This is a genomic window from Alicyclobacillus shizuokensis NBRC 103103 (assembly GCF_001552255.1).
GTDB classification, from domain to species: Bacteria; Bacillota; Bacilli; order Alicyclobacillales; family Alicyclobacillaceae; genus Alicyclobacillus_G; species Alicyclobacillus_G shizuokensis.
Window position 1 is genome coordinate 1 of the sequence record NZ_BCQV01000083.1, and the last position, 4,868, is coordinate 4,868.

At 59.9% G+C, this 4,868-nt stretch carries 2 rRNA genes; both read right to left on the minus strand.

The features are described from left to right. Positions 1 to 2,892, minus strand: a 23S ribosomal RNA gene (locus ASH01S_RS17110); the annotation flags it as partial. Between the two features lie 348 nt (positions 2,893 to 3,240). Further along, positions 3,241 to 4,786 (minus strand): 16S ribosomal RNA (locus ASH01S_RS17115). Positions 4,787 to 4,868: the final 82 nt, after the last annotated feature.

Below are 4,868 nucleotides of genomic sequence, written 5' to 3' on the forward strand. Positions count from 1 at the left end.
ACCTCGTCTTCTCCAAGGGGTCTTACTCCCTTCCGGGATGGGATACGTCATCTTGAGGCGGGCTTCGCGCTTAGATGCTTTCAGCGCTTATCCCTCCCCGACTTGGCTACCCAGCCGTGCCCCTGGCGAGACAACTGGTACACCAGCGGTCGGTTCGTCCCGGTCCTCTCGTACTAAGGACGACCCCTCTCACGTATCCTCCGCCCGCGGCAGATAGGGACCGAACTGTCTCACGACGTTCTGAACCCAGCTCGCGTACCGCTTTAATGGGCGAACAGCCCAACCCTTGGGACCCACTTCAGCCCCAGGATGCGATGAGCCGACATCGAGGTGCCAAACCTCCCCGTCGATGTGGACTCTTGGGGGAGATCAGCCTGTTATCCCCGGGGTAGCTTTTATCCGTTGAGCGACGGCCCTTCCACTCGGTGCCGCCGGGTCACTAAGCCCGACTTTCGTCCCTGCTCGACACGTCCGTCTCGCAGTCAAGCTCCCTTTTGCCTTTACACGCACCGCGCGATTTCCATCCGCGCTGAGGGAACCTTTGGGCGCCTCCGTTACCTTTTAGGAGGCGACCGCCCCAGTCAAACTGCCCACCTGACACTGTCCCCACACCCGCTTCAGGGTGCCAGGTTAGAAGACCGGCATCTCAAGGGTGGTATCCCAACGTCGGCTCCGTACAGGCTGGCGCCCATACTTCTCTGCCTCCCACCTATCCTGTACATGACATGCCCATCTCCCATATCAAGCTGCAGTCAAGCTCCACGGGGTCTTTCCGTCTAGCCGCGGGTAACCTGCATCTTCACAGGTACTACAATTTCACCGGGTCTCTCGTTGAGACAGCGCCCAAGTCGTTACGCCTTTCGTGCGGGTCAGAACTTACCTGACAAGGAATTTCGCTACCTTAGGACCGTTATAGTTACGGCCGCCGTTTACTGGGGCTTCAATTCAGACCTTCGGACTTCTGTCCTCAGCCCTCCTCTTAACCTTCCAGCACCGGGCAGGCGTCAGCCCCTATACCTCGCCTTTCGGCTTCGCAGAGACCTGTGTTTTTGCTAAACAGTCGCTTGGGCCTTTTCACTGCGGCTCATGTCTCCATGAGCGCCCCTTCTCCCGAAGTTACGGGGCCATTTTGCCGAGTTCCTTAACGAGAGTTCTCCCGCGCGCCTTCGTGTCCTCCACGCGCCCACCTGTGTCGGTTTCCGGTACGGGCACTCTGTCCCTCGCGAGAGGCTTTTCTTGGCAGTGTGACCCCCAGGACTTCGGTACTGTTCTTCCCTCCCCTTCACAGCTCACGGTTCAAAGCGTGCGGATTTGCCTACACGCCCCGCTCACTGCTTGGACGGCCTCTTCCATCCGGCCGCTTCCCTGGGCCTCCTGCGTCACCCCACTAGCTCAAACAGAACAGAGTGGTGCTGGAATCTCCACCAGCTCTCCTTCGACTACGCCTCTCGGCCTCGCCTTAGGTCCCGACTTACCCTGGGCGGACGATCCTTCCCCAGGAACCCTTGGGCTTTCGGCGGAGGGGATTCTCACCCCTCTTTTCGCTACTTATACCGGCATTCTCTCTTGCGTGCGCTCCACCATCCCTCTCAGGACCGCTTCGCCGCCCACGCAACGCTCCCCTACCATGCTGCCGATCACAGCATCCCAAGCTTCGGTGGCCAGTTTAGCCCCGTTACATTTTCCGCGCAGCGCCACTCGACCAGTGAGCTATTACGCACTCTTTCAATGATGGCTGCTTCTAAGCCAACATCCTGGTTGTCTGTGCACCGCCACATCGTTCCCCACTCAACTGGCACTTCGGGACCTTAGCTGTGGGTCTGGGCTGTTCCCCTCTCGACCACGGATCTTAGCACTCGTAGTCTCACTGCCAGATTCCATGAAACGGCATTCGGAGTTCGACTGAACTTGGTAACCTTCCGCAGGCCCCGCACTCAATCGGTGCTCTACCTCCGTCCCTGAACATCTGACGCTCGCCCTCAAGCGATTTCGGGGAGAACCAGCTATCTCCGAGTTCGATTGGAATTTCTCCCCTACCCCCAGTTCATCCCCCGGCTTTTCAACGCCGGTGGGTTCGGGCCTCCATGCGGTGTTACCCGCACTTCACCCTGACCAGGGGTAGATCACCCGGTTTCGGGTCCATGTCCGCCAACTCCTCGCCCTTCTCAGACTCGCTTTCGCTTCGGCTCCGGCTCCCCCGCCTTAACCTCGCTGGCGAACATCACTCGCCGGTTCATTCTACAAAAGGCACGCCGTCACACCATTCGGTGCTCCGACTGATTGTAGGCACACGGTTTCAGGTTCTCTTTCACTCCGCTCCCGCGGTCCTTTTCACCTTTCCCTCACGGTACTCTCCGCTATCGGTCGCCAGGGAGTATTTAGCCTTAGGAGGTGGTCCTCCCCGATTCCCACGGGATTCCTCGTGCCCCGCGGTACTTGGGTACCATCTCGCAAAGCCGAATCCCCTTCGCCTACGGGGCTCTCACCCTCTCCGGCCGGCCTTCCCAGACCCTTCGGCTGACGATTCGGTTTCTCACTTTGCCCAAGAGGTGCAGCCCTTGGCTCGATGGCCCCACTACCCCGCTGTTGCATCCCCTGCACGGTCTCCCACAACAACGGTTTGGGCTCCTCCGCTTTCGCTCGCCACTACTCACGGAATCACGTTTGTTTTCTTCTCCTCGGGGTACTGAGATGTTTCAGTTCCCCCGGTTGCCCCCGCAAGCCTATGTATTCCGCTTGCGGTGCCCACCCATCACGGTGGGCGGGTTCCCCCATTCGGACACCCACGGATCTCAGCTCGCGTACAGCTCCCCGTGGCATTTCGGTGTTCGCCCCGTCCTTCGTCGGCTCCTGGCGCCTAGGCATCCCCCGTGCGCCCTTCCTACCTTCACCAGATGCGGTTCCCCTTCTCGGTGGCCTGTCTCTGAAGGAAAACTCCACGGCCAAGGCCTGCGTCAGGCTTCGCCAAGCCTCGCTCACGTACCCCTTGTACGCTCGCTTCGCCTTGGCTTCCCCTTCCTTGCCCTTCGCCGCGTCTGACTTCCTTCCTCGACAGGCTCCCTCTCTCGGTTTCAGGAGTGTCTTCGCTATGTCGCTGTCAAGGTACACCCTGACGGCCCATCTGTCTTGACCGTCAGTCCAGAGTTCCCCTTCCCAAGCCTCAGCTTGAGGAGGTTCCCTCAAAACTAAACACGCCAGAGAGTCTTCCCCCTGTGTCCTCCACAGGGGCCTTCTCCGTAGAAAGGAGGTGATCCAGCCGCACCTTCCGATACGGCTACCTTGTTACGACTTCACCCCAATCGCAAGCCCCACCTTCGGCGGCTGGCTCCGTCTCCGGTTGCCTCACCGACTTCGGGTGTTGCTCACTCTCGTGGTGTGACGGGCGGTGTGTACAAGGCCCGGGAACGGATTCACCGCGGCATGCTGATCCGCGATTACTAGCAATTCCGGCTTCATGCAGGCGGGTTGCAGCCTGCAATCCGAACTACGAACGGCTTTCAGGGATTCGCTCCACCTCGCGGCTTCGCATCCCGTTGTACCGCCCATTGTAGCACGTGTGTCGCCCAGGACATCAAGGGCATGATGATTTGACGTCATCCCCGCCTTCCTCCGGCTTGCGCCGGCAGTCACCTGTGAGTCCCCGCCTTCACGCGCTGGTAACACAGGTCAAGGGTTGCGCTCGTTGCGGGACTTAACCCAACATCTCACGACACGAGCTGACGACAACCATGCACCACCTGTCTCCTCTGCCCAAACGGGAACGCACATCTCTGCACGCGTCAGAGGGATGTCAAGCCCTGGTAAGGTTCTTCGCGTTGCTTCGAATTAAACCACATGCTCCACTGCTTGTGCGGGCCCCCGTCAATTCCTTTGAGTTTCAGTCTTGCGACCGTACTCCCCAGGCGGAGTGCTTATTGGGTTTCCTTCGGCACTGAGGGCTCGCACCCCCAACACCTAGCACTCATCGTTTACGGCGTGGACTACCAGGGTATCTAATCCTGTTCGCTCCCCACGCTTTCGTGCCTCAGCGTCAGTCACTGTCCAGCAAGGCGCCTTCGCCACAGGTATTCCTCCACATCTCTACGCATTTCACCGCTACACGTGGAATTCCCCTTGCCTCTCCAGCACTCAAGCCTCACCGTTTCCAGGGCACCCCCACGGTTGAGCCGTGGTCTTTCACCCCAGACGTGTCAGGCCGCCTACGCACCCTTTACGCCCAGTCATTCCGGACAACGCTCGCCCCCTACGTATTACCGCGGCTGCTGGCACGTAGTTTGCCGGGGCTTCCTCCATCGGTACCGTCTCCCCCAGGGCATTCCCTCCCCAGGTCGCTCTTCCCGATTGACTGAGCTTTACAACCCGAAGGCCTTCTTCGCTCACGCGGCGTTGCTCCGTCAGGCTTGCGCCCATTGCGGAAGATTCCCTACTGCTGCCTCCCGTAGGAGTCTGGGCCGTGTCTCAGTCCCAGTGTGGCCGTTCACCCTCTCAGGCCGGCTACGCATCGTCGCCTTGGTGGGCCCTTACCCCACCAACCAGCTAATGCGCCGCGGGCTCCTCCATCAGCAGCGTAAACCGCTTTTCCCATCCCAGGGATGCCCCCAGGATGCCTATCCGGCTTTAGCACCCGTTTCCGAGTGTTATTCCCGACTGATGGGCAGATTACCCACGTGTTCCTCACCCGTCCGCCGCTGACCTCAGGGGGCAAGCCCCCCAAGGCCCGCTCGACTTGCATGTATTAGGCACGCCGCCAGCGTTCGTCCTGAGCCAGGATCAAACTCTCACTGAAGAAAGTTCGCCTCCCAGAGTTCCACGCCCCTTCCCGAACGCTTCCCTCCGGTCCTTGGCTCCTTCAATGGAACACTCTCGTG